The 26,875-nt window shown below is 68.3% G+C and carries 24 protein-coding genes; 11 read left to right on the top strand and 13 right to left on the bottom strand.

What is annotated here, in order from left to right:
- Nucleotides 1-35: 35 nt before the first annotated feature.
- Complete coding sequence (locus AB0H76_RS23970; RefSeq protein WP_357327941.1) at nucleotides 36-1,376, bottom strand: AarF/ABC1/UbiB kinase family protein; 1,341 nt, start codon at nucleotides 1,374-1,376, stop codon at nucleotides 36-38.
- A gap of 145 nt (nucleotides 1,377-1,521) precedes the next feature.
- Here AB0H76_RS23970 and AB0H76_RS23975 point away from each other — a divergent pair, with 145 nt between their 5' ends.
- The gene (locus AB0H76_RS23975) at nucleotides 1,522-2,289 is read left to right on the top strand and encodes a GntR family transcriptional regulator (RefSeq protein WP_357327944.1); all 768 of its coding nucleotides are present in this window, start codon (nucleotides 1,522-1,524) and stop codon (nucleotides 2,287-2,289) included.
- A 35-nt stretch (nucleotides 2,290-2,324) separates the two neighbouring features.
- On the opposite strand, the gene AB0H76_RS23980 is transcribed toward AB0H76_RS23975, so the two are convergent.
- Together AB0H76_RS23980 and AB0H76_RS23985 are read right to left on the bottom strand one after the other, a co-directional pair.
- Entirely contained in the window at nucleotides 2,325-3,728 is a 1,404-nt protein-coding gene (locus AB0H76_RS23980; RefSeq protein WP_357327947.1) for a threonine/serine exporter family protein, read from the bottom strand.
- 83 nt (nucleotides 3,729-3,811) lie between these two features.
- On the bottom strand, nucleotides 3,812-4,936 hold the full coding sequence (locus tag AB0H76_RS23985) for a nitronate monooxygenase family protein (protein WP_357327950.1): 1,125 nt from the start codon (nucleotides 4,934-4,936) through the stop codon (nucleotides 3,812-3,814).
- Between the two features lie 245 nt (nucleotides 4,937-5,181).
- On the opposite strand from AB0H76_RS23985, the gene AB0H76_RS23990 reads away from it, so the two are divergent.
- Both AB0H76_RS23990 and AB0H76_RS23995 read left to right on the top strand, forming a co-directional pair.
- Entirely contained in the window at nucleotides 5,182-5,973 is a 792-nt protein-coding gene (locus tag AB0H76_RS23990; protein WP_357327953.1) for a 2OG-Fe(II) oxygenase, read from the top strand.
- Nucleotides 5,960-6,724, top strand: coding sequence for an SDR family oxidoreductase (locus AB0H76_RS23995; RefSeq protein ID WP_357327956.1), 765 nt, complete (start codon nucleotides 5,960-5,962; stop codon nucleotides 6,722-6,724). The genes AB0H76_RS23990 and AB0H76_RS23995 overlap by 14 nt, the downstream gene beginning before the upstream one ends.
- 7 nt (nucleotides 6,725-6,731) lie before the next feature.
- Here AB0H76_RS23995 and AB0H76_RS24000 read toward each other — a convergent pair whose 3' ends face one another.
- Entirely contained in the window at nucleotides 6,732-7,592 is an 861-nt protein-coding gene (locus tag AB0H76_RS24000) for an SDR family NAD(P)-dependent oxidoreductase (protein WP_357327959.1), read from the bottom strand.
- Between the two features lie 256 nt (nucleotides 7,593-7,848).
- Here AB0H76_RS24000 and AB0H76_RS24005 point away from each other — a divergent pair, with 256 nt between their 5' ends.
- Both AB0H76_RS24005 and AB0H76_RS24010 read left to right on the top strand, forming a co-directional pair.
- A complete protein-coding gene (locus tag AB0H76_RS24005; RefSeq protein WP_357327962.1) occupies nucleotides 7,849-10,224 on the top strand; it encodes a lysylphosphatidylglycerol synthase transmembrane domain-containing protein in 2,376 nt (791 codons plus the stop codon).
- A gap of 43 nt (nucleotides 10,225-10,267) precedes the next feature.
- Nucleotides 10,268-12,832, top strand: a complete 2,565-nt coding sequence (locus AB0H76_RS24010; RefSeq protein WP_357327965.1) for an excinuclease ABC subunit UvrA — start codon at nucleotides 10,268-10,270, stop codon at nucleotides 12,830-12,832.
- 27 nt (nucleotides 12,833-12,859) lie between these two features.
- On the opposite strand, the gene AB0H76_RS24015 is transcribed toward AB0H76_RS24010, so the two are convergent.
- Nucleotides 12,860-13,228: a helix-turn-helix domain-containing protein gene (locus tag AB0H76_RS24015; RefSeq protein ID WP_357327968.1), complete on the bottom strand. Its 369-nt coding sequence runs from the start codon at nucleotides 13,226-13,228 to the stop codon at nucleotides 12,860-12,862.
- 412 nt (nucleotides 13,229-13,640) lie between these two features.
- Entirely contained in the window at nucleotides 13,641-14,312 is a 672-nt protein-coding gene (locus AB0H76_RS24020) for a methyltransferase domain-containing protein (RefSeq protein ID WP_357327971.1), read from the bottom strand.
- 104 nt (nucleotides 14,313-14,416) lie between these two features.
- On the opposite strand from AB0H76_RS24020, the gene AB0H76_RS24025 reads away from it, so the two are divergent.
- Entirely contained in the window at nucleotides 14,417-15,040 is a 624-nt protein-coding gene (locus tag AB0H76_RS24025; protein ID WP_357327974.1) for a TetR/AcrR family transcriptional regulator, read from the top strand.
- Here AB0H76_RS24025 and AB0H76_RS24030 read toward each other — a convergent pair.
- The gene (locus AB0H76_RS24030) at nucleotides 15,000-15,605 is read right to left on the bottom strand and encodes a cysteine hydrolase (protein ID WP_357327977.1); all 606 of its coding nucleotides are present in this window, start codon (nucleotides 15,603-15,605) and stop codon (nucleotides 15,000-15,002) included. The genes AB0H76_RS24025 and AB0H76_RS24030 overlap by 41 nt on opposite strands.
- 38 nt (nucleotides 15,606-15,643) lie before the next feature.
- The gene (fadD5, locus tag AB0H76_RS24035; protein WP_357327979.1) at nucleotides 15,644-17,215 is read right to left on the bottom strand and encodes a fatty-acid--CoA ligase FadD5; all 1,572 of its coding nucleotides are present in this window, start codon (nucleotides 17,213-17,215) and stop codon (nucleotides 15,644-15,646) included.
- Nucleotides 17,216-17,432: 217 nt separating this feature from the next.
- On the opposite strand from fadD5, the gene AB0H76_RS24040 reads away from it, so the two are divergent.
- From AB0H76_RS24040 to AB0H76_RS24050, 3 genes are all read left to right on the top strand, one after another.
- Nucleotides 17,433-18,404, top strand: coding sequence for a nitronate monooxygenase family protein (locus AB0H76_RS24040; RefSeq protein ID WP_357327982.1), 972 nt, complete (start codon nucleotides 17,433-17,435; stop codon nucleotides 18,402-18,404).
- A 150-nt stretch (nucleotides 18,405-18,554) separates the two neighbouring features.
- Nucleotides 18,555-18,989, top strand: coding sequence for a DUF4189 domain-containing protein (locus AB0H76_RS24045; protein WP_357327985.1), 435 nt, complete (start codon nucleotides 18,555-18,557; stop codon nucleotides 18,987-18,989).
- A 67-nt stretch (nucleotides 18,990-19,056) separates the two neighbouring features.
- The gene (locus AB0H76_RS24050; protein ID WP_357327988.1) at nucleotides 19,057-20,148 is read left to right on the top strand and encodes an RNA ligase (ATP); all 1,092 of its coding nucleotides are present in this window, start codon (nucleotides 19,057-19,059) and stop codon (nucleotides 20,146-20,148) included.
- A gap of 6 nt (nucleotides 20,149-20,154) precedes the next feature.
- On the opposite strand, the gene AB0H76_RS24055 is transcribed toward AB0H76_RS24050, so the two are convergent.
- The 5 genes from AB0H76_RS24055 to AB0H76_RS24075 form a co-directional block, all read right to left on the bottom strand.
- On the bottom strand, nucleotides 20,155-20,673 hold the full coding sequence (locus AB0H76_RS24055) for a hypothetical protein (RefSeq protein ID WP_357327991.1): 519 nt from the start codon (nucleotides 20,671-20,673) through the stop codon (nucleotides 20,155-20,157).
- A 98-nt stretch (nucleotides 20,674-20,771) separates the two neighbouring features.
- Nucleotides 20,772-21,743 carry an MBL fold metallo-hydrolase gene (locus AB0H76_RS24060; RefSeq protein ID WP_357327994.1) on the bottom strand — a complete coding sequence of 324 codons (972 nt, stop codon included), beginning with the start codon at nucleotides 21,741-21,743 and terminating at the stop codon, nucleotides 20,772-20,774.
- Nucleotides 21,744-21,760: 17 nt separating this feature from the next.
- Complete coding sequence (locus AB0H76_RS24065; protein ID WP_357327997.1) at nucleotides 21,761-22,159, bottom strand: RNA-binding S4 domain-containing protein; 399 nt, start codon at nucleotides 22,157-22,159, stop codon at nucleotides 21,761-21,763.
- Between the two features lie 9 nt (nucleotides 22,160-22,168).
- Nucleotides 22,169-22,741: an NlpC/P60 family protein gene (locus tag AB0H76_RS24070; RefSeq protein ID WP_357327999.1), complete on the bottom strand. Its 573-nt coding sequence runs from the start codon at nucleotides 22,739-22,741 to the stop codon at nucleotides 22,169-22,171.
- Between the two features lie 354 nt (nucleotides 22,742-23,095).
- Entirely contained in the window at nucleotides 23,096-23,359 is a 264-nt protein-coding gene (locus AB0H76_RS24075; RefSeq protein ID WP_357328002.1) for a hypothetical protein, read from the bottom strand.
- Between the two features lie 112 nt (nucleotides 23,360-23,471).
- Here AB0H76_RS24075 and AB0H76_RS24080 point away from each other — a divergent pair, with 112 nt between their 5' ends.
- Complete coding sequence (locus AB0H76_RS24080) at nucleotides 23,472-24,653, top strand: AAA family ATPase (RefSeq protein WP_357328005.1); 1,182 nt, start codon at nucleotides 23,472-23,474, stop codon at nucleotides 24,651-24,653.
- 131 nt (nucleotides 24,654-24,784) lie between these two features.
- On the top strand, nucleotides 24,785-26,728 hold the full coding sequence (locus AB0H76_RS24085) for an acyl-CoA dehydrogenase family protein (protein ID WP_357328008.1): 1,944 nt from the start codon (nucleotides 24,785-24,787) through the stop codon (nucleotides 26,726-26,728).
- Nucleotides 26,729-26,875 lie beyond the last annotated feature (147 nt).

The raw sequence follows: 26,875 nt of genomic DNA on the forward strand, positions 1-26,875 counted from the left end.
CCCTCGACGGTAACACTGTCTGGGACAGAAGGGAACTAGCCGATCCGCCGTATCGACGGCTCGATCGCCTCCTCCAGCATCGGCAGCCAGCGCACGATCTCGTCCCGATAGGGGCCCTCGGTCTCCAATTGCGACAGCGTCCCGATCAGGGTCAGCGCCGAGCGGGCGAACGGCGTGAAATAGGCGGGCATCGTCAATTGCCGGGTGACGTTGGACAATTCGAGTTTCGTGGTCCGCAGCACCTGGCGGCGCAGCCACGGCGTGGTCAGTCGATAGCGCGATCGGCGAAATGGTTCGCTGGCCGCCGAGACGGTTTTGAACAATGCGTCGATATCGAAAACCCGGCTCGATTCCACGAATCCGTGCCGGCGCGCGGCCACCTCCAGATCGCGCGGGCCGCCCTGGAAAACAGCGGTGCAGTAATCCAGCGCGAGTTCGTCGAATCCCGCGGGCGGCCACGGGCAGCAGGCCCCGAAATCGACGATGCCGAGGCGGCCGTCCGGCAGCACCCGGAAATTACCCGGATGCGGGTCGGCGTAGAGCAACCCGTTCCGGGTCCATCCCGACAGCACGAAACGCAGCATCAGCATGCCCAGCCGATCGCGTTCGTCCTGACTGCCGGTCGCCAGGATCCGGGTCAGCGGGGTGCCCTCCAGCCATTCGGTGATCAACACGTCGTCGTGCTGCGCCACCACATTCGGTACGTGAAAGTCCGGGTCGCCGGCGTAGGCGCGGGCGAACGCGCGCTGGTGCGCGGCCTCGGCGGCGTAGTCGAGCTCGGCTCGCACGCCGTCGCAGATCGCCTCGGTGACACCCTTCACGTCGGCGCCGGGCAGAAACACCGTGGCCAGCACGGAAATACGGCGCAACTGCACCAGATCGCCCTCGATCGCGGCCCGCGCGCCCGGGTACATGATCTTCACCGCGACCCGGCGGCCGTCGTGCCAGACCGCCCGGTGCACCTGCCCGATGGACGCGGCGGCGGCCCGGCGATCGTCGAATTCCCGAAAATGCCTGCGCCAGTCGGCGCCCAGGCTCTCGGCCATCGCCGCGTGCACCGTCGCCGGCAACATGGCCGGTGCCGAATCCTGCAGCTGACTCAGCGCGGCGGTATAGGGCTCGGCCACCTCGCGCGGCAGGGCCAGACCATAGATGGCCAGCAGCTGCCCCAGCTTGGCCGCGCACCCGCGCAGTTCGCCCAATACCTCGAAGATGTGCTGGGCCGTGCGCAATTGGATATCGCGGTTGATCTCCTCCGACGAGCGGCCGAGTACGCGCTTACCGACACCGGCGGCCTGCCGCCCCGCGTACGCCACCGGCAGCGCCGCGAGTTTGGCATTACGCACCGAACTGCGCACCGGCGGTTTCCCAGTCATGAATCACCTCACACTCTGCGCTGACCAGTGTTACCGCAGGTGCGGTGGGACACAAGAGGGCCTAGACTGTCTGGGACGTAATCGACACGGTATGTCGCCCCGGCGTGCACTCGGCCGGGAACCAGGAATTTGAGAGGTGGCATCGATGGGATCCCAAACGGTAGTCGCCGACGTTGCCGACGAATTGGCGCGCCGGGTTGCCGCAGGGGAATATCAGCCAGGGGATTTGATGCCCTCGGTGCGCCAGGTCGCCGAGGAATTCCAAATGAACCGTGCGACCGCGCAGCTGACCCTCGGGCGGCTGGAGTCCTACGGTTTCGTCGAAGCGCGCCGGGGCAAGGGGTTCACCATTCGAGACGTCCGGGAGGCGGGCGGCATCGATGTGTACCGGCATCTGTTTCGTTTTTCCAGTCCCGAGGTCGCGATCGAGATGTTCCGCGACATCGTGGAGGTCGAACGCGGCATTGTGATGGAGGCGCTGCTCGCCTACACCGGAAGCGCGCAGGAAATCGACCCGGTGGAATTGAAATCCGCCGTCGACGAGATGGAAGCGCTGGCGCGCCAGGAGGTTCCGGATTTCCACCGGATCCTCGATATCGAACTCACCCTGGTGCGCGGTCTACTCACCAGCATCGGGTCGAGCATGCAGCGCGCGATCCTGAATTCCATCGGCACCATGGTGCTCGAGGTGCCCGAGGCGATCGACGCCTACTTCGCCGGCGCCGCCGACCTGCACGTCCTGGTCTGGCGCGCGCTGATCGCGGTGTGGGAGTCCGGTTCCGGCCCCTCGACAGCACAACTCGCGCTGTTCGAGGACCTGTTCGGGATGTACCACGAAAAGGTGACCGCGCGCTTCGTCGAGCTCGTCGGCGTGGTCGAGGAAGCAGCGGAGGCACACGCGGCCACCGCGTGAGTCGCCGCGAAACACGCTGAGCGTCTCAGACGTTCCTAGGGCAGGTCGGCCTCGAGGCGGTCTTCCGGCTTGCGGCGGTCGGCGGGCAGGATCGTTTCGAGGATCGTGCTGATGCGCGGGCGCTGGTCGCCGACCAGGCCGGAGCCGACCATCACGCCGAGGGCGATGGACAGGACGGTCAGCAGGGCCGAGGCGATGACGCGCAGGCCGCCGGGGTCGGCGTGGCCGATCAGGTCCGAGACGCCGGTGAGGCCGATGCCGCCGGGGACCAGCATCCAGAAGGCGGGCAGGAACGCGACCTGGGACGGCGGGGCGTGTTTGCGGTGCTGGATGAAGTAGGCGGCGGGGACCGCCATCAGGCCGCCGAGGAACGCGCCGAACAGCTGGCCCGAGAAGTGCAGGCCCACAAGCTGGGCCGCATAGGTCAGATAGAGGACGACCAGCAGCCAGCCCAGTGAGTTCGGTGGCGCGCTGGCTCGCCAGGAGTGCCCGATGCCGATCAGCAGAACACCCACAAACGGTGCCCACCAGCCGAGTTGGTCGAGCCCGCTGGCCTCGGGAACCGGGCGCGGGCCGAGCACCTCCAGGCCGATGAGCAGGCCGAACGCCAACAGGAACAGCACATTCACGCCGTAGATCAGCCGGCTGGCCCCGGCCACCATGGACCCGGTGGCCAATTCGATGGTGCCGTTGGTGAGCATCGCGCCGGGCAGCAGGGTCGCGATCGCCGGGATCAGCAGCTGACTGGGATGCCCACCGGAGAGCTGGGCGGGAAACTTGAAGGCCACGAACGAAACCAGCGCCGCCGCGGCCACCGGCAAGGCCAGCGAGAGCAGCGGAATCCGGTTCGCGAGCCAGGTCAGCAGGCCGACCAGCGCCCCGAGGACGCAGCAGCCGATCAGCGCGCGCCCGGACGGATTGAGCATCAGCCCCAGCCCGACCGTGAGCACGACCTGCCCGAGCAGCGTCACCAGCACCGGGTTGCGCGGCTCGGAAGCCATGATCCGCCGCAACAATTCGGTTACCTCGGTGGGCGGCGGCAGTTCCTGCTTCAGCCGGTCCAGCAGCCGGTACAGCCGGGCGATCTGATCCAGGCGCAGGGTGCCGACCGAGGCGCTCATGATGTCGACGGCGGAGCCGTGCGCATCTTGGATCCGCACGAAAACACCGGTGGGCAGGACGAAGAAGTGCACGCCTTCGGCACCGTATCGATGCGCGAGCTGATCCAGGATGTCCTGGACTCGATTGGTGGTCTCACCAGCACCGATCAGCGCGACACCCAGCCGGCGCAGCAGATCGAGCAGGTCCGCGGGCACCGGCGGTTCCTCGAGCGCCGGCCGCAGCGGCGCCCGCTGCGGCTCGGGCCAGCGCCGCAGCATGTAGCCGGCGAACTGACGGAAACGCGCGTCGGCCCAGGAGCCCACCCGTCGGGAGTCCACGCTGTCCGTTCACCTCCGCCGCTGCCGAATCCAGCTAGCTTATGGCAACCTCGGGCGTCGGACTCCCAACCGGGACCGTGCGCTTACAGCGCGTCGTTGAGCTTGTTCAGACGCTCGCAGGCGTCGACGTACTCCTGGATCAGGCGCGCGACCACATCGGCGGACCGCTCGACCTTGTTCATCATGCCCACGATCTGGCCGACCGGATTGAAGTTCACGTCCTTGGCCTGCTCGGGGTAGCGGTGACCGCGCTTGACGCCGTCGATGGCGACCATCATCTGCAGCGGCATCGGCAGCGGCTTCGGGTTCTCCGGCTGCTCCCAGGCTTCGGTCCAGTCGTTCTTGAGCATGCGGGCCGGCTTGCCGGTCCAGGCGCGGGAACGGACGGTGTCGCTGCTGGAGGCGTCCAGGTAGCTCTGCATCTGAGCGGGCGGGATATTGGCCTCTTCGACGGTGAGCCAGATCGAGCCGGTCCACGCGCCGGCCGCGCCCATCGCCATCGCGGCCGCGACCTGGCGGCCGTTGCCGATACCGCCCGCGGCCAGCAGCGGGAGATCACCGATCGCGTCGATCACCTGCGGCCACAGCACCATCGAGGAGACCTCGCCGCAGTGCCCGCCACCCTCGGTGCCCTGGCAGACCACGAAGTCCAGCCCGGCCGCCTTGTGCGCGAGCGCGTGCTTGACCGAACCGCACAGCGCGCCGATCAGGCGGCCGGAGTCCTGGATCTGCTTGATCACGTCGTCGGGCGGGGTGCCGAGCGCGTTGGCGACCAGCTTGGCCTTGGGATGGTTGAGGATGACCTCGATCTGCGGCGCCACGGTGGTCGCGGTCCAGCCGAGCAGCTGGTTGACCTGCTCCTCGGCCGGCAGGTGCGGCACGCCGTGCTCGTTGAGCAGCTGCTCGGCGAAATCCCGGTGGCCCTGCGGAACCATCTCGGCCAGCTTGGCTTCCAGCTCGTCGGGGCTCAGGCCCTCGACGCCCTTGCCCTCGTATTTGGACGGGATGACCAGGTCGACGCCGTAGACTCCGGTGACGTGCTCGTCCAGCCAGGCCAGCTCCACCTCGAGCTGTTCGGCGGTGAAACCGACCGCGCCGAGGACGCCGATGCCACCGGCGTTGCTGACCGCGGCGGCTACGTCGCGGCAGTGGGTGAAGGCGAAGATGGGGAACTCGATCCCCAGCCGGTCGCAGATTTCGGTACGCATGGCGTGCTGGTCTCCCTAAGCCTGGAACAGGTTGCAGTTTTGCTGGCGCCAAGCCGGTTCGAAACTGCCGCGTACCGCGAGTATCGCCATGGCGCGGCAGCGACAGCCTCGACTGGCGGTTGCACCATAATTTGACAGTAACACGTTCTAGTTTTGTCGGTACAGCCTCAATTTCTCCTTAACCGGGCCGCCGAATCCGGCACGGACCCAATAGGATCGCGGTGTTCGTTCGCGAGGGAGTGGTCTTGACAGGGGTATTGGAAAGTCCGGCGCCCGCACTACCCGGGTGGTTCGCAGAGCTGTTCGCCCATCGCCGCTGGGTGCGCCGGGCACTGCCGTTTCCGCACGTGTATGTCCGGGACGTGTTCGCCGAGGGGTTCTACCGGCGGCTGGCCGAGGAGTACGAACGCATTCGCCGCGACCGGGTCGACGAGTTCTTCGCGGTGAGCGAGCGCTACAGCGCCGATCAGATCTCGCTGCCGGACCTGCAGGACGGCCCGCTCGCCCTGTTCAGCAGCCGGGAATGGCACGACCTGATCACCGGGGTGATGGGCGTGCAGACCACCGGCGATGTCGAAGGCGCGGTGCACCACCATCCGCCGGGCAGCCCGACGGGTTGGGCGCACTGCGACCTCGCCCCGGCCTGGTTCCCCGGAGACCCGCCCGGTCCGGACGAGATCCGACTACCGAGCCCGACGGTGAATATTCACAACGGGACCCGCGAGCCCGATGTCACGGCCCGCGAGACGGTCCGCGCGATCGCGATCATGTACTACCTCGGCAACGCGGAGTGGAGCCCCGGCGACGGTGGCGAGACCGCGCTGTTCGCGCACCTGAACGGCCAGGACGCCCCGCCACCCGATCTGCTGGTCCCGCCGCTGAACAACTCGATGGTCATGTTCGAGTGCACGCCGCGGACCTGGCACACCTTCGCGGGCAACAACGTCGCCGACCGCAACTGCGTGGTGATGTGGCTGCATCGTCCGAAATCCGATGTGGTCCAGCGATGGGGAGAGCACAACATTGTCCAGTGGTGAACGCCGGGTCTGCCTGCTCACCGGCGCGGGCGGTCTGCTCGGTGACGCGTTCTGCCGCCGGCTCTACGGCGCCTACGACATCGTCGCCGTGCACCGCGATCGCGTGCCGTCGGTGCCGTCGCAGCACGAATGGTTCGTCGACCCGTTCGCGCCGGAAGCCGCCGTGCCGGAGAACGATTCGCGGGTCTACCTGATCAAGGCCGACCTGGACCAGCCGGGCGAGCCGGAGCGGGTCGTCGACCTGGCACTGGCCAAGTTCGGCCGGGTCGACCTGCTGGTCAACAACGCGGTGTACGTCAGGCACCACCACAACGGCCTGTTCGACGGCGACGCCGCCCTGGACGACTTCGCGCCCACGTTCCTGATGAACGTGTCGGTGCCCCTGCGCCTGTCGGTGCGGTTGGCGCAGCGCAGCTGGCTGCACACCGGTTCCGAGAACCGGGCCCGCAACCGCAACATCGTCAATGTCTCCAGCATCGCCGGGACCAACGTGTACCCCGGCGGGCAGGCGCTCTACGGCGCGTCCAAGGCGGCGCTGGACCACCTGACCCGGCACATCGCCGCCGAGTTCGCCGAATTCGGGGTGCGCGCCAATTCCATTGCGCCCAATGCCTTTCCGGGCATCGTGCCGACCGATCGGGTGTTGCGGACGATCGTCGAGCTGGATCGCGGCGACGCGAACGGCGAGGTCGTCCTGCTGGACTACGAGACCGAGGACGAGCCGGCGGACAGGGATCCCCTGCCCGCCTGACCGGGCGTCAGCTCTTGTAGGCCACGCCGGTCACCCGCTCGGACAGCTCCCAGAGCTGCGCGGCGAACACCGGATCGACCGCCTGCTTGACGCTCGGCGGTTCCTCCTCGAAGCGGTGGAAGTACTTGCCGTTGATCGCCGCGGCGTCCGGCGTGCCCGCCAGGTGCACCAGCGGCTCGGCGCCCTTCTCGGGCCGGATGAAGAACGGGCGCGACAGCGGGGACCGGATGAGGGCCCCGACGCCGAACGGGATGTTGTCGTACACGTTGGTGGCGACGGCGCCCGGATGGAACGCGGCGGCGACCAGGCCGGTGCTCGCGGTGCGCCGAGCCAGCTCCCGGGTGAACACGATATTGGCCAGCTTGGAGCCGGCGTAGGAACCGAGCATGGAGAACGACCCGGTCGGGGCGTTCACGGTGTCCAGGTCCAGCTTCGCGGTCCGGTAGGTCACGCTCGAGGTGTTGATCACCCGCGGCCGCGGCGCCTGCTGCAGGCGTTCCAGCAGCAGCGCGGTCAGCAGGAAGCCGCCGAGGTGGTTGACCTGGAAGGTGCGTTCGTTGCCGTCCTCGGTGACGGCGCGTTCGGCCCAGGACCCGCCCGCGTTGTTGACAAGCACATCGATCTGGGGAAAACGGCCCAGCAGCTGATCGGCCAGCTTGCGCACGTCGTCGAGGCGGGCGAAGTCCGCGAGGAAGTGCGCGGCGCCGATCTGCTCGGCGACCCGCGCGGTCCGCTCCGGATTGCGCCCGACGACCGCGACCGTCGCGCCGCGCTCGGCCAGCCGGGCCGCGCCGACCGCGCCGATACCGCTGCTGGCGCCGGTGACGACCACGGTCCGGCCTTGTAAGTCCTTGTCCTGCACTGTCATAACTTCCTCCCTGAATTGCCCACCCTCCCTGATCGTCGGTGTATCGGAAGAGTTCTTCAAGGGCGCATACCCGCGGTAACGTCGATGATGTCTCCCGGGCGCGGACCGGCAGTGGCGGTTCTGGCAGGCTGATCACGCGCGGATAGTCGGCGTGTTGCCGCCGAACGTCCCGGCGGGCTGCTGCATACTCCACACGGGGTGGCCCGCCACTCAGCGCAGGATGCAGCTCCCACCGAGCCGAAAGTGCCGATACGACATGCGAGTCGACGGGCGGGACATCCCGGTCACGGGCAGCCTGCTGCAGCCGCTGATCCGCCGCACCACCGACATTGTTCGCGTCGTGCTGGCCGCGTCCTGGCTGGCCATCATCATCGCCGCCTCGGTCATCACCCGCCCGGAATGGCTGGCGCTGGAGAGTTCGGTCTCCGATATCGTCGGCTTCCTGACTCCGGATCAGTCCAACCTGGTCTATCTCGTCTACGGCGTGCTCATCCTGATCCTGCCGTTCGCGATCCTGGTGGAGCTGATCATCGACAGACAGTGGAAGCTGCTGGCCGGCTACGCGGCCGCGGCGCTCCTGGCGGGACTGCTGCTCTCGATCACCGGCACCGGGCTGTCCGCGCCGCAGTGGCATCTGCAGGTCCCCGATCGGCTGGACACCTTCCTGTCCCAATTCCTCGACGACCCGCGCTGGATCGCCATGCTCGCCGCGGTCCTCACGGTCTCCAGCCCCTGGCTGCCGCGCAAGCCGCGGCGCTGGTGGTGGTTCCTGCTGCTGCTGTTCGCACCGATCCACCTGGTGGTCTCGACCGTCGTGCCGGCCCGGGCCATGCTCGGCCTGTCGGTCGGCTGGCTGGTCGGCGCGGTCATCGTGTGGCTGGTCGGCACGCCGGCGCTGGAGGTGCCGCTCGACACCACTGTCCGGCTGCTGGCCAAGCGCGGGTACACCGTCACCGGTTTCCGGGTGGTGCGCCCGGCCGGCCCCGGCCCGCTGGTGCTGGCCGCCTCGACCGATGACGACATCGGCGATCTGAACGTCGAGCTCTACGGCAAGGATCAGCGCAGCCACGGCGCGCTGCGCATGCTGTTCCGCTGGCTGACCTTCCGCCGCGGCGAGACCGCCGCCCTGCACGGATCGCTGCATCGCGCGGTCGAGCATCGCGCGCTGATGACAATCGCCGTCGGCGAGGTCGGCCTGGCCGCGCAGGAGGCGGTCGCGGTCGCGGCCCTCGATCGCGGCTGGATGCTCTACACCCACACCATCCCGCGCGGTAGACCGGTGAGCGAGGTGTCGGCCGAGGACCTGCCGAGTGTGTGGAGATCGCTGTCCGATCTACACAGCGGCCAGGTCGCACACGGCGACCTACGGCCCGAGCAGGTTCGGCTCGGCGACGACGGCGTCACCCGCTTCACCGGGTTCGGCAATGCCGAGTTCGGGGCGTCCGAGGTACAGCAGAAGGCCGATATCGCCCAGCTGCTGGTGCTCACCTCCGCCATCTTCGGCAAGGAAACCGCTGTCCGCGCGGCCATCGACGCGCTCGGCGAGGAGCCGGTCCTGACCGCCTCGCCGCGACTCACCAAGTCCGCCATGCCCTCCGGAGTGCGTAAATCCGTGCCGGAGTGGAAATCGGTGCTCGCCGGGACCCGGGACGAGGTCCGCAAGCAGACCGGCAAGGACAAGATCGAATCCGATCAGATCACCCGGTTCTCCCGCAAACAGATCATTCAGCTGGCGCTGCTGATCGGCCTGGTCTACGTCGCGTATCCATTCATCAGCCAGGTGCCCACCTTCTTCACCCAGCTCAAGACGGCGAACTGGTGGTGGGCACTGGCCGGCCTCGGCGTCTCGCTGCTGACCTACGTCGGTGCGGCGGCCGCGCTCTGGGCCTGCGCCTCGGGGCTGGCCTCGTTCCCGAATCTGCTGATCATGCAGATCGCCAACACCTTCGCCGCCACCACCACGCCCGCCCGCGTCGGCGGTCTCGCGCTGAGCGTGCGGTTCCTGCAGAAGAGCGGCCTGGGCGCGGTGCGGGCCACCGCGGCGGTCGCCTTGCAACAGGCGGTGCAGATCATCACCCACCTGTCGCTGCTGCTGTTGTTCAGCGTGGTGGCGGGCACCTCGGCGAACCTCTCGCACTTCGTACCCGACGCCACCGTGCTGTATCTGGCCGCCGGTGTCGGCGTCGGCGTCATCGGCACCTTCATGTTCGTGCCGAAACTGCGGCACTGGCTGAACAATTCGGTGCGCCCGCAGCTGCAGGAGGTGCTCGGCGAACTGGGTGACCTGGCCCGGGATCCGAAGCGCTTCGCCATCATCGTGCTCGGCTCGGCCGCCATCACCCTGGGCATGGCCGGCGCCCTGTGGGCCAGCGTCCAGGCCTTCGGCGGCGGCGCCAACTTCGTCACCGTCACCATCGTCACCATGATCGGCGGCACCCTGGCCTCCGCCGCGCCCACCCCCGGCGGCGTCGGCGCCGTCGAAGCCGCCCTCATCGGCGGCCTCGCCGCCTTCGGTCTCCCCCCGACCATCGCCGTCCCCGGCGTGCTGCTCTACCGCGTGCTCACCTGCTGGCTGCCGGTGTTCTGCGGATGGCCCACCCTGCGCTGGATGACCGCGCGCAACCTGATCTAGCCGGGTTCGACTCTCGTCCGACAACTCCCCCGAAGGAGCGCAGATGAGCAACGCACCGGAACCGCCGCTCTCGATCGAGGTGCACGGGGCGAAGGTGCACAACCTCGCGGACATCGACGTGAGCGTCCCGCTGCGCACCCTGGTCGCGGTGGCCGGTGTGTCGGGCTCGGGGAAGTCCTCGCTGGCGATGGGTGTGCTGTACGCGGAGGGTTCGCGCCGCTATATCGAGGCCCTGTCGACCTACACCCGGCGGCGGATGTCGCAGGCGCCGCGCGCGGCGGTCGACAGCGTCGAGCATGTGCCGGCGGCGCTGGCGCTGCGGCAGCGGCCCGGAGTGCCCGGGGTGCGCAGCACCTTCGGCACCGCCACCGAGTTGCTCAACTATCTGCGACTGCTGTTCTCCCGACTGGGCGCGCACCGCTGCCCCAACGGGCACTATCACGAGCCCACCATCGAAGTGGCCCAGGGCCTTTCGCTGACCTGCCCGGTCTGCGGCGTCGTTTTCGATCCGCCGGGCGCGGAATCGCTGGCGTTCAACTCCGACGGCGCCTGCCCGCGCTGCACCGGCACCGGGGTGGTCAACGAGATCGACGAGGCGGCGCTGATTCCGGATCCCACGCGCACGATCGCCGACGGCGCGGTCGCGCCCTGGTCGATGTTCGGGTTGACGCTGATGCCCCAGATCGTGGCCGAGTTCGGGGTGCGCACCGACGTTCCCTACAAGAAGCTGACCGCCAAGGAACGCCGCACGGTGCTGCACGGCCCGGCCGAAAAACGGCACATCGCCGTCGCTTCCAAGAACGGCAAAGTGTTCGAGATGAACTTCACCTACCGCAACGCGCGCAGCGCGGTGGAGGAAGCCGTGCGCAAGGCCACCGACGAGCGCGGGCTGAGCCGGGTGAACAAGTTCATCAGCCGCCAGGTGTGCCCGGACTGCCACGGCACGCGCCTGAGCGAAGCGGCCCGCGCGCCGCTGGTGGACGGGATCGACCTGGCCCAGGCCACCGCGAAGACCCTGGACGACCTGGTCGCCTGGGTACCGACCCTGGAGCCGCAACTGCCGCCCGAGATGGCGCAGCTGGCACGCAACATCGTCGACAAGCTGCTCGAAACCGCCCGCCGGCTACTGGAACTGGGCCTGGGCTACCTCGGCCTGGATCGGGCCGGCGCGACGCTGTCGACCGGTGAACGCCAGCGCGTCCAGCTCGCCCGCGCGGTACGCAACCAGACCACCGGCGTGCTCTACGTTCTCGACGAACCCTCGATCGGCCTGCATCCCGCCAATGTCGACGGCCTGCTCGGCGTCATGCGAGACCTGCTGCGGGACGGCAACTCCGTCGTGTTCGTCGACCACGACGTCCAGTTGCTGCGCGAGGCGGATTGGCTGATCGAGATGGGGCCGGGCTCCGGGACCGAAGGCGGACGCGTGCTCGCCGTGGGCGATCCGGCCGCGCTCGGGGCGAATCCGGAATCCCTGCTGGGCGGGTTCCTCACCGGGCGCGAATCCGTCGTCGTGCGCACCCGTGCCACCGCGGGGCAGATGTTCGACCACGGCCGAATCCACCTGTCCACCAAGCCTGTCCACACCGTGCACGCGCTGGAACTCGATATCCCGCAGGGTCGGGTGACCGCTGTCACCGGCGTCTCCGGGTCGGGCAAGACCACCGCGATCCTGGAGAGCCTCGTGCCCGCCCTCGTCGCGAATGCCGCCGGAACGGCGCTACCCGGTCACGTCGTGCGGGTCGAAGCACCGGCCATCACCCGGGTCGAAATGGTCGACGCCACCCCCATCGGGATCAACGTCCGCTCCACCGTCGCGACCTACAGCGGTGTCCTCGACGACCTCCGCCGCGCCTATGCCGCCACACCCGCCGCCGAGCAGCGCGGGCTCACCGCCGCCGACTTCTCCTACAACACCGGCTCGCTGCGCTGCCCCCGCTGCGAAGGCACCGGCCAGATCTCCCTCGACGTCCAATTCCTGCCCGACATCGACATCGACTGCCCGGAATGCGACGGCACCCGCTACTCCCCCGCGGCCGGCGAAATCCGCCGCCCCACCGCCGAAGACGCGGGCATCTCGCTGCCCGACCTGCTGGCCTGCACCGTCGCCCAGGCCATCGACCACACCACCGACATCCGCCGCGTGCAGACCCGGCTGCACGCCCTCCGCGATCTCGGCCTGGGCTACCTCACCCTGCGCGAGTCCACCCCCGCCCTGTCCGGCGGCGAGGCCCAGCGCCTCAAACTCGCCACCGAACTCGGCCGCAACCAGACCGACACCCTGTTCGTCCTGGACGAACCCAGCGTCGGCCTGCACCCCCTCGACATTCGCACGCTGCTCACCGTCATCGAACGCCTGAAAGAACACGGCGCCACCGTGATCGTCATCGAGCACGACCTCGACATGATCGCCAACGCCGACTACCTCATCGATATGGGCCCGGGCGGCGGCACCGCGGGTGGACGCGTCGTCGCCACCGGCACCCCCGACCAGGTCGCCCACGATCCGAACAGCAGCACCGGGCGCTATCTCACCGCGCACCTGAATTCGAACGCGCGAACCGCCGCGACCACCCGATCGATCTCGGCTTCGGACAGTTCGGGGTAGATCGGCAGGCAGACATGCGCGCGAGCGTCAGCTCCCCGGTGGGCTTCCGGCCTGATGCCGGTCGAGGGCGTGCTGGAGGTTGGCGTTGATGCGCTGGGCTTCGGTGAGCTGGTCTTCCAGGATCACGATGCGGCAGGCCGATTCGAGGGAGCTACCGGCGTCTACGAGCTCGCGTACGCGGCCGGCGATACGCAGCTGGTAGCGGGAGTAGCGGCGGTGCCCGCCGGCGGATCGTTGCGGAATCAACAGTTCGGCGGCGTCCAGGCCGCGCAGGAACGCCTGGGTGACGCCGAGGATTTCCGCGGCTCGGCCCATGCTGTAGGCGGGATAGGTGTCGTCGTCGAGTTTGTCCTCGGCGCTGGCGGCGCCGGTTGGATCGGTATTCGGTTGCTGCACAGCGCCTCTCGGATTCAACGCCAGCAGGCCCCGGCGCGAGTGCGCCGGGGCCTGGGTTCTAGGAAGGGGACATTGCTCTCAATGTTTCTTACCGGCCACATGGGCCGGGGTACTACACCGCACCCGACTCTTCCCGGGACGGGGAACTGATAGACCACTCAGTGAGCACCACCTCCTGGATCGACCGGCCATATCACGTACTTCTCTTCTTGCTTCTTCGCTCGCTGCGACGGGCCGGCCGACTGCACCGGATTCTCTTCTCCGCCGGAGGAACGGTGGAACGGTGGAACCTCTTGTTCCAGGCAGTTCACCTGCCCAGCCTCTGGATCTTCGCTTCGAACGAAATCGACTGTATACCGACCTCCGGAGAATGTCTACACCCGACACTGGAGATTTCTTCTACTCACGACGCCTAAGGCTTGACCGCGAGCAAGGCGCCGGTGATCGGCCGGACCGCGGTGAACTGGATGTCGCGGAAACCGATTCGGTGCAGCAGGTCTTCGTAGCGGCGGATATCGATCGCGGCGAGGGGGTCGCCGGTCGCGGCATGGTCGTGGGTTCTGCGGCCGGCCGAACGGCTCATCGCGCGGATCAGGGTGGGCAGGACGCGGCCGTGGGGGTGGGTGTCGGCAAGCAGGAGGCGACCACCGGGGCGCAGGACCCGGAACATGTGGGCGAGTGCGGCGGGCCGCTGGGACTCGGGGATGTGGTGCATGACGAAGGTGCAGGTGAGCAGGTCGGCGCTGGCGTCGGGCAGCGGAAGGGCCTGTGCCGGAGCGTGTTCGAAGGCGCAGTTGGCGTGCCGCGAGTGTGCACTCGCGTAGCGGAGCATCTCCGGCGACGGATCCACACCGATCACCGATCCGCCGGGACCGGTGCGCTCGGCCAGGTGGCGCACCAGATCACCCGGCCCGCAGCCGATGTCGACCGCGCGGTCGCCGGGCTGAATACCGCTCAGGGCCACGAGTTTCCGGTTCAGGGCGGTGCCGCGGCCGAGCATGAAGGCCGAGCGGAAGATCAGATAGCGTCGGGGGTTGGTGAGGAGGATGCCGATCTCGTCGGTGTGCCTGGCGGTTTCGCTCATGCATCGATCTTCGGCGGCGCCGACGGCGGCTACCAGGAACAATGCGGTGCGAACCGTCCGTTTCCGGACACCTTGCCGGGTATTGTCCGGAAACGGGAGACCAGATGAACGAGAGCGCGGATCGGCGCGTCCGCCGGACCAGGCAGCTGCTGCACCGGGCGCTGATCGAGCTGATGCTCGAACGCGGTTATGACCGGATCACGGTGCGCGACATCCTCGAACGCGCCGATGTCGGGCGGTCGACGTTCTACGCGCACTTCCGCGACAAGGACGATCTGCTCGTGGTGAGCAGTACCGAATTCCTGCGCTCGGCGCTGCGGGCCGCGGAACGCAGTGCACCGCATGCCGATTGGGCGCCGCCGGATTCCGATCCGCTCGCTCCGATGTACACGATCTTCTGGCTGACCGCCGAATACTCCGACGTGTACCGGGCCTGGCTGGGCCGCAAGAGCAGCGGTGAACTGTTGCGGGCCTATCAGGCCGTGCTGGCCGAGATCCTGACCGAGCGATTGTCCGATCGGCTGGACCTGGACCCGGCCGAGCTGAGCGCCACGGTGACGTTCCTGTCCTGGGGCGCGGTCGGCCTGCTCGGCGCGATCGCACAGGACGATCCACCGACACCGCCCCGCGAGGCCTACCGGCGCCTGGACCGGCTGGCCGGCCCGGGCCTGCGCGCGCGGACCGAATTCACCGGCGGCGCAACAGCTCCAGCGCCACCGTCGAGGTGATGCCGCCCGCCGTGACCAGCTCCAGGTTCGCCAGCGACGCGGCGTGCGCCTCGGAGTTGGCGGCGGTGACGCAGTCGGTCACGACGTGCACGGTGAAACCTAGATCGGTTCCGTGCCGGGCCGTCTGCTCAACGGTGAGATTGGTGGCGACCCCGGTCAGGAACAGGGTGTCGACCTCGTGGTCGTGCAGCCACTCGACGACCTTGCTGCCGGCCAGACCGGACAACTTCTGATTGTCGAAGGCCACGGTGTAGCGGCCCGCCATCTCCGGAATGGTCTGCGCCCCGGCTGATCCCGGCCGGAAGTCGGTCTGCCCGGCCGCGACCGAGCGCATGAATCCGGTGTTGCGGACCAGGTCACCCTCGCCGATCGGCACAGTGAATCGGGTGAACACCACCGGTACCCCGGCATCGAGTGCACCGTGATGGAAGCCGACGGCCCGCCGCACCACGCCGCTGCGCGCGACGGGAGCCGCCAGCATCGGCCCGAAGAACCCTTCGGGCCGAATCACATTCACCTGCCAGTGCAACCCGAGCACGGCGGCCCGGATGCGGGGAGTAGCCATGGGCCGATCATGCGGCATCGGCACCGCCCGCGCACGATTCAGGACGAATAATCCTTGCGCAGCTGTACTTTGACCACTTTTCCGCTGGCGTTGCGGGGCAGCTCGGCCAGCACGACCAGATCTTTCGGGTGCTTGTAGCGGGCCAGGTTCTCGTTGAGGAACGGCTCCAGTTCCGCGATTGTCAGCTCCGCGTCCGGGTCGGCGAGCGCGACCACCGCGACCGGCACCTCGCCCCACTTCTCGTGCGCCCGCCCGATGACCGCGGCCTCGCGGATCTTCGGGTGCGCGAACAGCACGTTCTCCACCTCGGCGCAGTAGATGTTCTCGCCGCCGGAGATGATCATGTCCTTCTTGCGGTCCACGACGTAGACGAAACCGTCGGCGTCCTGGCGCACCAGGTCACCGGAGTGGAACCAGCCGCCGGCGAAGGCCTCCGCGGTGGCCTCCGGCTTGTTCCAGTAGCCCTGCATGAGAGTCGGCCCGCGGTAGACGATTTCGCCGATCTCGCCGGGGGCGACATCGTTCATCTCGTCGTCGACGACGCGGGTCTGGATGGTCGGGATGGGCTTGCCGACCGAGCCGAGCTTGGTGATCGCGTCCGCGCCCGCCAGCACGCAGGTGATGGGCGACATCTCGGTCTGCCCGAACACCGCGACGTTCTGCGCGTCCGGGAAGCAGTCGGCCATGGCCCGCAGCACGGTGTCCGAGGCGGGGGCCGCGCCCCAGCTCAGCATTTTCAGCGCCAGCTTGCGCTGCTTGACGGTCGGTTCGTCGCAGATCAGCTGCCACTGCGCGGGCACGCAGAACGCGGTGGTGGCGCCCTCGCGTTCGACCGCGTCCAGGTACTCGGTCGCGTCGAAGGCGCCGAGCGGATGCAGCACGGTCTTGCCGCCGAGCAGGAAATACGGTGCGAGACTGCCCAATCCGGCGATGTGGAACAGCGGCGAGGTGCAGAAGCCGACCGAATCGGGGGTGATGTCCATGGCCCGGATACAGGTCAGCGCCTGCGCGTTCATGTTCGCGTGCGAGAGCACCGCGCCCTTCGGACTGCCGGTGGTGCCCGAGGTGTACATGATCAGGCTGGGGGTGTCCTCCGGGATGTCGAGCGGCGTGTGCGGCTCGCCGTCCTCGGCCAGCAGCGCGTCGAAACCCAGGACGCCGTCACCGGATTCGCCGTTGATGACGACACAGGTCGCCAGCGCGGGCGCCTGTGCGCGGACCGCGACGGCCAGCGGTTGCAGCACCGAGTCGGTGACGATGGCCTTCGCGCCGCTGTCGCCGACGATGTAGGCGACCTCGGGCGGGGTGAGCCGGAAGTTCACCGGCACCGCGATCGCGCCGAGCGCGTTGATGCCGAACACGGCCTCCAGATACTCGGGGTAGTTCAGCGCGAGCAACAGCACCCGGTCGCCGAAGCCGACGCCGCGGCGGGCCAGCGCGTCGGCGAACTTCTCGGACCGCGTGTGCAGCTGGGCCCAGGTGGTGTCCTGGCCACGGAACCGCAGCGCGACCGCGTCGGGGCGCATCAGCGCGTGGGTCGCGAGCTGGTTGTTCCAGTGGCTGCGCCGCGAACGAATCGGCTCGTCGAGCGCTTGGGCACCGTTGGTCATGAGTTGAGCTCCTCGCCGGCGGCCCACACCGTCGGGGCCGACTGAGACGAGAATAACAACTAACTTAATCGAGCGGCAAGAGCGAATTGATGTGCCGTAATCCGACGTAATTGCCAGTTTTGTTGCGAACGGCCGCTCACTTACTTCTTGTCTATGGGTCGACTACCGTGTCACCATCTAGGCGAACGGCGATCAGCGACATATAGGAGAGAGCGCGATGCTGCGTACCAGGTTCACCGAGACCTTCGGGGTGGAACACCCGATCGTGCAGGGCGGCATGATGTGGGTCGGCCGCGCCGAACTCGTCGCCGCCGTCGCCAACGCGGGCGGCCTCGGCTTCATCACCGCCCTCACCCAGCCCACCCCCGAGGACCTGCGCAACGAGATCGCGCGCACCCGGGAACTCACCGACAAGCCGTTCGGCGTGAACGTCACCATCCTGCCGTCGATCAACCCGCCGCCGTACGCCGAATACGTGCAGGCCATCATCGACAGCGGCATCAAGATCGTGGAGACCGCGGGCAGCAACCCCGAGCCGTTCCTGCCCTATTACCGCGAGGCCGGCATCAAGGTGCTGCACAAGTGCACCAGCGTCCGGCATGCGCTCAAGGCGCAGAAGATCGGCGTCGACGGTGTCAGCATCGACGGCTTCGAATGCGCCGGCCACCCCGGCGAGGACGACATCCCCGGCCTCATCCTGATCCCGGCCGCGGCCCGCGCCCTGGACATCCCGATGGTCGCCTCCGGCGGCATCGCCGACGCCCGCGGCCTGGTCGCCGCGCTCGCCCTCGGCGCCGACGGCGTCAACATGGGCACCCGCTTCCTGTGCACCCAGGAGTCCTCGATCGACCAGAAGGTCAAGGAACAGATCGTCGCCAACAGCGAGCTCGACACCCAGCTCATCTTCCGCACGCTGCGCAATACCGCCCGCGTCGCGGACAACGAGATCAGCCGCAAGGTCGTCGAAATCGAGAAGGCCGGCGGCACGTTCGACGATGTCCGCGAGCTCGTCTCCGGCGCGCGCGGTCGCCGGGTCTTCGAGGACGGCGACCTGAACGCGGGCATCTGGTCGGCGGGCCTGGCGCAGGGCTTGATCCACGACATTCCGACCTGCGCGGAGCTGATCGAGCGCATGGTCACCGAGGCCGAGGAGCTGATCAAGGCGCGCCTGGCCGACCTCGTCACCTAGCCGACTGCGAACCGGGTCTTTCAGAGCGAAGCTGCCAGAGCGACCCGACCAGGTATTACATACCGAATAGTATGTCCGATTTTGGACATTTCTGAGAATTCGGTAAGGATCGTGCCGGGTCGGGTTTTCTTCAGCACTGGGAGTAATCGAATGTCACTGTCGCGCAGGGCCGTTCTCGGCATGGTCATGGCGGCCACCGCCGCGTTCGTCACGGCCGGGGCGGGTGCGGCGCAGGCCGAACCCGGGCCGGATGGTAGCTACTACGGCTCGGTCGCGGTCAATTACGACACGGGCGAGGTCCAGCTTTCCGTGAACTACCCGGACTGGGCGGCCTCCGACGCCGCCGCGAGCGAAATCTGCGGCCAGTCCGACTGTGAGGTCGTCGCGCGTTTCCGCGATGGATGTGCCGCGCTCGCGCAAACCGATGACAACTGGGAAATCGGCTACGGCCCGCGCAAGCTCATCGCGGAGCAGGATGCGATTCGCAAGCTCGGACCGCTCTCGCCGCCGTTCCCGAATCTCGGTAGCGCGGCGCCCAAGCGGACCGGCATCGTCGTCTCGGGCTGCGCCGGCGTCCCCGACTGATCGAAAACGCTTGGACCGAGGCGGTGACGGACTCGTAGGCTGGCGCAATCTGCTGGAGGGGATGCCCATGTCTACGTTGTCCGTCACCGTCGAAAAGCTCGTCGTACACCCACATCCCAACGCGGACCGGCTGGAGCTGGCCCAGGTCGGGCTGTTCCGCGCCGTGGTTGCGAAGGGGCAGTTCGCGACCGGTGATTACGCGCTCTACATCCCGGAGCAGGCCGTGCTGCCGGAGGCGCTGATCGCCGAGATCGGCCTGACCGGGAAACTGGCCGGGTCGCAACGCAATCGAGTGAAGACCGTGCGGCTGCGCGGTGAGGTGTCGCAGGGCATCGTCTGCCGCCCAGCGGCTTTGGCCGAGACCGACCTGGTGCGAGCCGAGGCCGAGCGCACGGATTTCGGCGAACAGCTCGGGATCGTCAAGTGGGCGCCGCCGATTCCGGTGGCCATGTCCGGGCAGGTCGAGCCGGCGCCGGATCTGATCCGGTGGATCGATGTGGAGAACATCAAGCGCTATCCGGAGATCTTCGAAGCCGGGGAGCCGGTGGTCGCCACCGAGAAGATCCACGGCACCGCCTGCCTGCTGACCTACCTCCGCGAGGGCGACCGAGTCCTGGTGTCCTCCAAAGGTGTCGGCGGGCAGTCGCTCGCGCTGACCGCCGACGAGGGCAACCTGTACTGGCGCGCCGTGCACCGGCACGGCCTGGCCGAGGCGGCGCGCAAGCTCAGTGCCGCACTGGATCTCGCACGGGTGGCTTTCTTCGGCGAGGTGTACGGCCGCGGCGTGCAGGACCTGCACTACGGCGCCGCGGCCGCCCAGGACGAGACCCTGGGCTATGCCCTGTTCGACGTCGTGATCGATCCGGCCCCGGATCCGGTGCGCTGGCTCAGCACGGCCGAAATCGATTCCATCCTGGGCGATCTCGGCATCGAGGTGCCGCGCGTCCCGGTGCTGTACGCGGGCCCCTACGATGCCGGGCTGCTGCTCGATCTCGCCGAGGGCCGCGAGACCGTCACCGGCACCGCGGCCAACATCCGCGAGGGCCTGGTGGTGCGGCCCGCCGTGGAGCGCTACGCACCGGTGCTGGCCGGGCGGGCCATCGGCAAGATCGTGTCCAACGCCTACCTGCTCCGCGACGGCGGCACCGAATACGAGTGAGCCGGGTCAGTGGGCGCGCGCCCACTGCTCCGGGTCGGGGCTGCCGGCTTCGGTCCAGCGCCGATGCTCGGTGGCCGCGACCTCGTAGGCGGCCTCGAAAATGGCGCCGGTGCGCCGGGTCAGCGCTTCGCCGAGGAAGGCGCCCGGATCGATCCAGACCGGCAGCGGCGGCACCTCCACCACGGGGTGGGCCATCGCGCCGGGCGCCGCGATCGGCGTCGCGTACACCCAGGTGCCGTCCAGGCTGGTCGCGAAGATGTGGCCGATGGCGCGGGCGAACCGCTCGAACAGCGCGTACTGCGCCGCGGTCGGCGCCAGGCCGCCGGTCGGAAAGTGGCGCAGCAGCGCCTGTTCCAGCAGCGGCAGCCGGTCCGCGCCCCAGGGTCGCGGGCCGAGTTCCGCCTCGTCGCGCAACCGGTCCAGGTCCTCGTCCATCGCGGCGAGCCAGGCGGTGAACTCCGGATCACGCTGCCGCAGCGCATGCTGACGCAGCTCTTGCGGGCTGTACGCGACGAACTCTCCCAAGACCGGCTCCTTCGGCGAGTGGCTGTCGGCACCGATTCTTCCCCCGGCCCCGGCCGGAACCCGGCAAGCACGGTCAGCGGCTGTGTCGCGCCCCGCCGCTAGTTCCGGGCCGCGCGGGCGGTGACCGCGTCCAGGTCGTGGCCGGCGATGACCTCGATGCCCGCTGGGAGGGCGTGCAGCCGGTGGATGGTGGCGAACGCGGCGTCCCGGTCGTTGTCGAAGAGCAGGCCCGGCATCGGGGCCTTCTCCCGGATCAGATCGATCTGCAATCTGCTCCAGACCGAGTCGCCGGCCAGCAGCACGCGGGTGCCGTCGTCGACGGCGAGCAGCACGCCGATGCTGCCCGGCGTGTGGCCGGCCAGGTCGACCAGCAGCACCGATCCGTCGCCGAACAGGTCCTTGCTGCGCGGGAAGGTGAGCACCGGCGGGCCGTCCAGATCGAACAGCTCGAAGGTGCGCTCACGCAGCGGACCGCGGGCCACCCCGATCGGCGCGTGCGGCCCCGACAGCGCCCAATCATGTTCGGCCGCAGGCAGTCTGATCGGGACGGTAACCGGCAGTTCGAGCAAGCCGGAGATGTGATCCCAGTGCAGATGCGTCGGAATCACGAAATCGATGTCGGCGCCGTCGACATCGCGGGCGGCGAGCGCGTCGGCCAGGCCGAGCACCGGCTTGTCCGGGGACACCAGGAACGGAATCGGGAACGGCAGCTCCGGAATCACCCGGTCGTGCACGCCCGAGCACAGCGCCGGGTCGACCAGGAACCGCGCCTTCGGATGTTCGATCAGGAACGCGGCCATCGTCAGGGGCAGTTCGCGCAGGCTCCGAACGCCCTCGGCGACAATCGTTTTCGGCACCTTCATGGATGCCTGCGCGAGCACGGTCAGCTTGACGGCGTTGCTCGCGGGCGGCGGATCGGCCGACGTCAGGCCCGCCAGCAGCGCCTGGTCGGCGCGCCGCGGTCTCAGCAGCCGGGCGGGGGTCGCCGCGACCGCGCTACAGCAGCGGAGCACGGTGGACAGCGTCGGCGTCCGCTCGTCGTGCGAAGTGGAACCGTTGGTATCGGACACCCTGCAACGGTAGGTGATCAGAGTTGTTCGGCGCGACCGAGGAGACGATCGGTTTCGCGCCGCTCCCGTTTGGTCGGGCGGCCCGAGCCGCGGTCGCGCACCGGCAGGGTGGCGAGCAGTTCCTTGGGCGGCGGTGGCGGGCTGCGGTCGATCAGGCACTGCGCGGCGATCGGGGCGCCGACGCGCTTGGTGACGATCCGCTCCACGACCACGATGCGCTCGAGACCGGCGCCCCGGATGCGAATCTCATCGCCGGGCTTGATGGCCTGTGCGGGCTTCGCGGTGGCTCCGTTGACGCGAACATGCCCGCCGCGGCACGCCTCCGCGGCGGCCGAGCGGGTCTTGAAAAGACGCACCGCCCAGGTCCACGCGTCGACGCGGGCCTGGGCGGGAGCAATCCGTTCGGTGGGGGGCACCCCTACAAATTAAACGACGCGGCGCGCCGTGACGACCTGGTCGGGCTTCAGCTGGGTGTAGGAGACCGGCGTGCCGGACTGGACGGCGTTGAGCAGCTTGCCGTCGCCGGCGTAGATGCCGACGTGGCCGCCGCCGTTGGTGATGACGATGTCACCGGGCTCGAGGTTCTGGAAGGCCACCGGAGCGCCGACATGGGACTGCTCGAAGCTGGTGCGGGGCAGTTCGATTCCGGCCTGCTTGTAGGCCCACTGGACCAGACCCGAGCAGTCGAAGTTGTAGGGGCCCGAGGCACCCCAGGAGTAGGCGGCGCCGACCTTGGTGCGAGCGGCGTCGAGCGCCTTCTCAGCGGGGGTCGGAGCGGCTTCGAAGAAGCCGAGGCCTGTGTTCGGCGCGGGCAGCGTGCCGATGGAGGCCTGCGGAACCGAGGAGAGCGCCTGACCCAGCTGCTTGCCGAGATCCTGGGCCTGCCCCTCGAACTCTTGCGGCACGGGGACATCGAAGTCGCCGATACCTGGGACGTTGATCGTCGCGGCCTGTGCCTGAATGGCAGGCATCGCGCCGGTCGTTGCGATTGCGCCCATGACGATGGCGCCCTTTACGGAATTCGGAACCCGAGATTCCCGCTGCAAGCTGTGTCTACCCACCGAGCTGAGTCTCCGTTTCATACTCCACCATCAACCGGGGGCTGCCAGGCCCCGACGACCGATCGATGGTGACTTCGTGGCGCCGCTTCTCTTACGAAACGACAGACTCCACTAAGTCACGAGAAGATTACGGTGCGGACGAGATGTTGTCCAGCGCACAGCGCCGCATGTTCTTGTGCGGCAGCAAAACCCCAGGATGGGACGCCTGCGCGCTAAACATCAGGGGGATTACAACTCGATATCGCGGCCCGCGCGCCGGCGTTACCGGACGGGCGCGCAACAGGTTCGAAATCAGTACCGGGAATCGCGCTCGGCGAGCGCCCGTTCGAGCTCGGCGATCCGCCGGCGCGCGTCGGCCAGACCGACCTCGAGCTTGCCCAGCGCCATCACCAGCGGCCCGACCGCTAGATCCGCGACGAGCTGCGGATCGTCGTAGCCCTGCTCGATCGCGACCAGGATGTTCGATCGGATCAGCTCCGCCTGCGTCGCCTCGGCGGGCACCTGCCAGGACTCGACGACCTCGGCGGTGGAATGGGCAGCGGTTTCCTCGGACACCGCCCTCAGCGTAAAGAGTTCTGGGCTGATGGCAAGGACAAAATTGTCGCGTCTAGGAGTGTTCCTAGATTGCCCCAGAAATAACGGACCACAGGCGCTACGGTGTCAGGGTATGGACCCCGTGCGGAATCCGTATGCCCCCGGCGCCGGCCAGCGCCCGCCCGAACTAGCCGGGCGCGACAAGCAACTCACCGCCTTCGACATCGTGCTGGAGCGCATCGCGCGCGGCCGCCCGGAACGCAGCGTCATGCTCACCGGCTTGCGGGGCGTCGGAAAAACGGTGCTGCTCAACCAACTTCGCTCGGCGGCAGTCAGCCGGAACTGGGGTACCGGCAAGATCGAGGCGCGCCCGGATCAGGAACTGCGCCGCCCGCTGTCCTCCGCGCTGCACATGGCCACCCGCGCGGTCGCGATGGCGCACCGCAATCCCGAGCGCGTGGACGACTTCCTCGGCATCCTCAAGGCTTTCGCGCTGCGCTCCACCGCCGACAAGGGCATGCGCGAGCGCTGGCAGCCCGGCATCGACGTGCCCGCGATCTCCGGCCGCGCCGACTCCGGCGATATCGAGATCGATCTGGTGGAGCTGCTCAAGGAGGCGGCCGCGCTGGCCGGCGATATCGGCGTCGGCATCGCGATCTTCATCGACGAGATGCAGGATCTGAATCCCGCCGACGTCTCCGCGATCTGCGGCGCCTGCCACGAATTGAGCCAGGACGCCGCGCCGTTGATCGTGGTCGGCGCGGGGCTGCCGCATCTGCCCGCGGTGCTCTCGGCCTCCAAGAGCTACTCCGAGCGCCTGTTCAGTTATCACCGGATCGACCGGCTGGACCGGGAATCCGCGGATCAGGCGTTGATCGCGCCCGCGGGCCGCGAGGACGTGAAGTTCACCGACGAGGCCCTGGACGCGCTGTACCAGCGGGCCGACGGCTATCCGTACTTCGTGCAGGCCTACGGCAAGGCGGCCTGGGACCAGGCTCCCGAGAGCCCGATCACCGCCGAGGACGTGGCGGTGGCCGCGCCGACCGCGGAAGAGGAACTGGCCGTTGGTTTCTTCGGCTCGCGCTACGAGCGCGCGACGCCGGCCGAGCGCGAGTACATGCGCGCGATGGCCGATCTGTCCGGCGACGACGGCCCGGTGGCGACCGCGGCGGTGGCCCAGGAGCTGGGCCGGCGACCCGCCTCGCTGTCCCCCGCCCGGGACGGCCTGATCAAGAAGGGCCTGATCTATTCGGCCGAGCGCGGCACCATCGGATTCACCGTGCCGCACTTCGGGCGCTATCTGCGGAGCGTGTGATAACCACGTATTCGCCTGTCTAACAAGATCATTAGAGATCGTTAGAAATCTCGGGCAAACGCCTACCGGCGGGTAACCATTGTTCCTACACTCGGATGTGACGCTGATCACCTCCGAAGGAGGACATCATCATGGCGACCACCGCCAAAGTCGATGCCACCGAAGAACAGGCTCGCGCGCTCGTCGAGGAATCCCGTGAAACCGACTGGGCCAAACCATCGTTCGCGAAGGAGATGTTCCTCGGGCGCTTCCGGCTCGATCTCATCCATCCCTACCCCCGGCCCGACGCCGAGGACACCGCTCGCACCGAGGCCTACCTGGCCCGGCTGCGCCCGTTCTGCGAAAGCATCGACGGCGCCGCGATCGAGGCCTCGGCGCGGATCCCCGACGAGGTGGTCAAAGGCCTGGCCGAACTCGGCTGCTTCGGCCTGAAGATCCCGGAATCCTATGGCGGGCAAGGGCTTTCCCAGTACGGCTACAACCGGGCGCTGATGCTGGTCGGGTCCGCGCACGCCAGCCTGGGCGTGCTGCTCTCGGCGCACCAGTCGATCGGCGTGCCCGAACCGCTCAAGCTGGCCGGCACCCCGGAGCAGAAGGCCGAGTTCCTGCCGCGCTGCGCCGCCGGCGCGATCAGCGCCTTCCTGCTCACCGAACCCGATGTCGGCTCCGACCCGGCCCGCATGGCCAGCACCGCCACGCCGACCGAGGACGGCGAGGCCTATGAGCTCAACGGCGTGAAGCTGTGGACCACCAACGGCGTCGTCGCGGAACTGCTCGTGGTGATGGCGCGCATACCCAAGCGCGAGGGCAGCCGCGGCGGCATCTCCGCGTTCGTGGTGGAGGCCGACTCCCCCGGCATCACCGTGGAGCGCCGCAACGCGTTCATGGGGCTGCGCGGCATCGAGAACGGCGTCACCCGGATGCACAACGTCCGGGTGCCCAAGGCCAATCTGATCGGCCGCGAGGGTGACGGCCTGAAGATCGCGCTCACCACCCTCAACGCCGGCCGCCTGGCGATCCCCGCGCTGTGCACGGCCTCGGCGAAGTGGTCGCTGAAGATCGCGCGCGAATGGAGCGGCACCCGCGTGCAGTGGGGCCGTCCGGTCGGCGAGCACGCCGCGGTGAGCGAGAAGATCTCCTTCATCGCCGCCACGACCTACGCACTCGAAGCGGCACTGGATCTTTCGGCCACCATGTGCGACGAGGCCCGCAACGACATCCGCATCGAGGCGGCGCTGGCCAAACTCTGGGCCAGCGAAATGAGCTGTGCCATCGCCGATGAGCTGGTCCAGATCCGCGGCGGCCGCGGCTACGAGACGGCCGCCTCGCTGGCCGCGCGCGGCGAACGTGCCGTCGCCGCCGAGCAATTGGTGCGCGACCTGCGGATCAATCGCATCTTCGAGGGCTCCAGCGAGATCATGCGGCTGCTCATCGCCCGGGAGATGGCCGACGCGCACATGTCCGCCGCGGGCGCGCTGGTGGACCGCAATGCCGAGTTCAAGGACAAGGCGAAAGCCGCGGTGGGCGCCACCGGTTTCTATGCCAAGTGGTTCCCGCAGCTCGCCGTCGGCACCGGAACGGTACCGGCCACCTACAACGAATTCGGCGCGCTGGCAAAGCATCTGCGCTTCATCGAACGCAACTCGCGCAAGCAGGCGCGTTCGCTGATGTACGCCATGGGCCGCTGGCAGGCGGGCCTGGAGTACCGGCAGAACTTCCTGGGCCGGATCGTCGACATCGGTGCCGAACTGTTCGCCATGTCGGCCGCGGTGGTGCGGGCGCACGCGCTACGCGACGCGCCCGAGGGTGCGGCCGCCGCCGAACTCGCCGAGGCCTTCTGCCAGCAGTCCCGGGTACGGGTCCGCAAGCTGTTCGGCGCGCTCTGGGACAACACCGACGACGAGGACCGGGCCGTCACCCGGGGCGTGCTCGACGGCCGCTACACCTGGCTGGAGGGCGGGGTCTTCGATCCGAGCGAGGGCACGGGGCCGTGGATCGCGGAGTGGCAGGTCGGGGCCTCGACCGAGCCCAATCTGCTCAATCCGTTCCTGCCCTCGACGCGGACGACGACTTGAACAGGTGAATATTTGGCAGTATTCGATATTCACTAGATAACAGAAGATTCTCGATACAAGGCCCCGCGCCACCCGGCCGGGGCCTTTGTCGTGTCGATAGCAGAATCTAAATCTCTCTAGGGAATCTGCGAGATCACCTGATAGGCG

It is taken from the genome of Nocardia sp. NPDC050712 (assembly GCF_040654295.1).
Lineage (GTDB): Bacteria > Actinomycetota > Actinomycetes > Mycobacteriales > Mycobacteriaceae > Nocardia.